This is a genomic window from Leptolyngbya sp. FACHB-36, from assembly GCF_014695955.1.
Lineage (GTDB): Bacteria > Cyanobacteriota > Cyanobacteriia > Leptolyngbyales > Leptolyngbyaceae > FACHB-36.
On sequence record NZ_JACJPG010000475.1, the window covers coordinates 1 to 2,033 of the forward strand.

The 2,033-nt window shown below is 56.7% G+C and carries 1 protein-coding gene; it reads left to right on the plus strand.

Annotated elements, in window-relative coordinates; all coding sequences use genetic code 11:
* Positions 1-2,033 (plus strand): glycoside hydrolase (locus H6F43_RS13560; protein WP_190343270.1); only part of this gene is annotated, 2,033 nt, incomplete at both ends.

A 2,033-nucleotide genomic window follows, 5' to 3' on the forward strand; every position in this document is an offset into this window, starting at 1 on the left:
ATGCCTCATCCCCTCTACGTTGCATTTATCTGGCACCAGCATCAGCCGCTCTACAAGAGCCGAGTGGCAGATACCACGATCGGCGGACAGTACCGTCTACCCTGGGTGCGGCTGCACGGCACCAAGGACTACCTCGACTTAGTGCTGCTGCTCGAAAACTACCCAGCGCTGCACCAGACCGTCAATTTGGTGCCGTCGCTGATTCTGCAAATAGAGGACTACGTTGCGGGCACGGCGTTTGATCCCTACCTGACTGTGGCGCTGTTGCCCACCGAGCAACTGAGTCCACTTCAGAAAGAATTCATCGTTGAACACTTCTTTGACGGCAATCACCACACGCTGATCGATCCGCATCCCCGCTATGCAGACCTGTACTACCAGCGGCAAAACAAGGGGCGAGCGTGGTGTCTGGAAAACTGGACGCTGCAAGACTACAGCGACCTGCTAGCGTGGCACAATCTTGCCTGGATCGATCCGCTGTTTTGGGATGATCCAGAGATTGCTCAGTGGTTAGAGCAAGGCAAAGGATTTACCCTGGGCGATCGGCAGCGCATCTACTCCAAACAGCGCCAGATCCTCAGCCGGATTATTCCGCAGCACCGCAAGATGCAGGACAGCGGACAGCTAGAGGTAATCACGTCGCCGTATACGCACCCGATTCTGCCCCTGTTAGCCGACACGAATGCGGGACGCGTGGCAGTTCCCAACATGACGCTGCCCGAAACCCGCTTTCAGTGGGCAGAAGATATTCCGCGCCATCTCCGCAAAGCGTGGCAGATGTACCACGATCGGTTTGGACGATCGCCACGGGGACTGTGGCCCTCGGAGCAGTCGGTGAGTCCGTCGATTCTGCCCGATGTGGCGCAGCAGGGATTCCGCTGGCTGTGCTCCGATGAAGCGGTGTTGGGCTGGTCGCTTCAGCATTTCTTTAATCGTGATGGATCGGGCAATCTGTACGAGCCAGAGTTTCTCTACCGCCCCTACCGTTTAGAAACGCCCCAGGGAGATCTGGCGATCGTCTTCCGCGATCACCGTCTCTCCGACCTGATTGGCTTTACCTACGGCTCGATGGAGCCAAAAAAGGCAGCGACGGATCTGGTTGGGCACTTAGAGGCGATCGGGCGATCGCTAAAGTCGCGCCAGTCAAGTGGCAGTACCGCACTAGAGCAGCCGTGGCTGGTGACGATCGCGCTGGACGGCGAAAACTGTTGGGAGTTCTATCAACAGGACGGCAAACCGTTCCTGGAATCGCTGTATCAAACGCTGAGTCAGCATTCCGACATCAAGCTAGTCACCGTGTCGGAATTTATCGAGCAGTTTCCCCCAACTGCTCGCATTCCCGCAGAGCAGCTCCACAGCGGCTCTTGGGTAGATGGCAGCTTTACCACCTGGATCGGCGATCCGGCAAAGAATCGCGCTTGGGATTTGCTCAGCGACGCGCGGCAGATGTTGGCGAAGCATCCGGAGGCAACCGAGGAAACCAACCCGGAAGCGTGGGAAGCGCTGTACGCAGCGGAAGGATCGGACTGGTTCTGGTGGTTTGGCGAGGGACACACATCCAACCAGGATGCCATGTTCGATCAGCTATTCCGGGAGCATCTCGCGACAATTTACCAAGCGCTAAACGAACCCATTCCGCCTAACGTACGGCGTCAAGTAGAAGTGCACGAGGTGCAGGGCGATCGCACTCCCCAAAGCTTCATTCATCCCCAAATCGATGGACGCGGCGACGAGCAAGATTGGGACAAAGCTGGACGCATCGAAGTTGGGGGAGCACGGGGAACCATGCACCGCAGCAGCGCTATCCAGCGGCTCTGGTATGGCGTCGATCACCTCAATTTCTACGTGCGGCTGGACTTCCAAACGGGGATTAAATTCGGAGACGACTTACCACCGGAACTGAACCTGCTGTGGTTTTATCCCGATCACACAATGCACAACAGCCCAGTTCCATTGACCGATGTACCCGCTGAGGAACCCTTAAACTATCTGTACCACCACCACTTGGGGATTAATTTGCTGACTCAAACGGT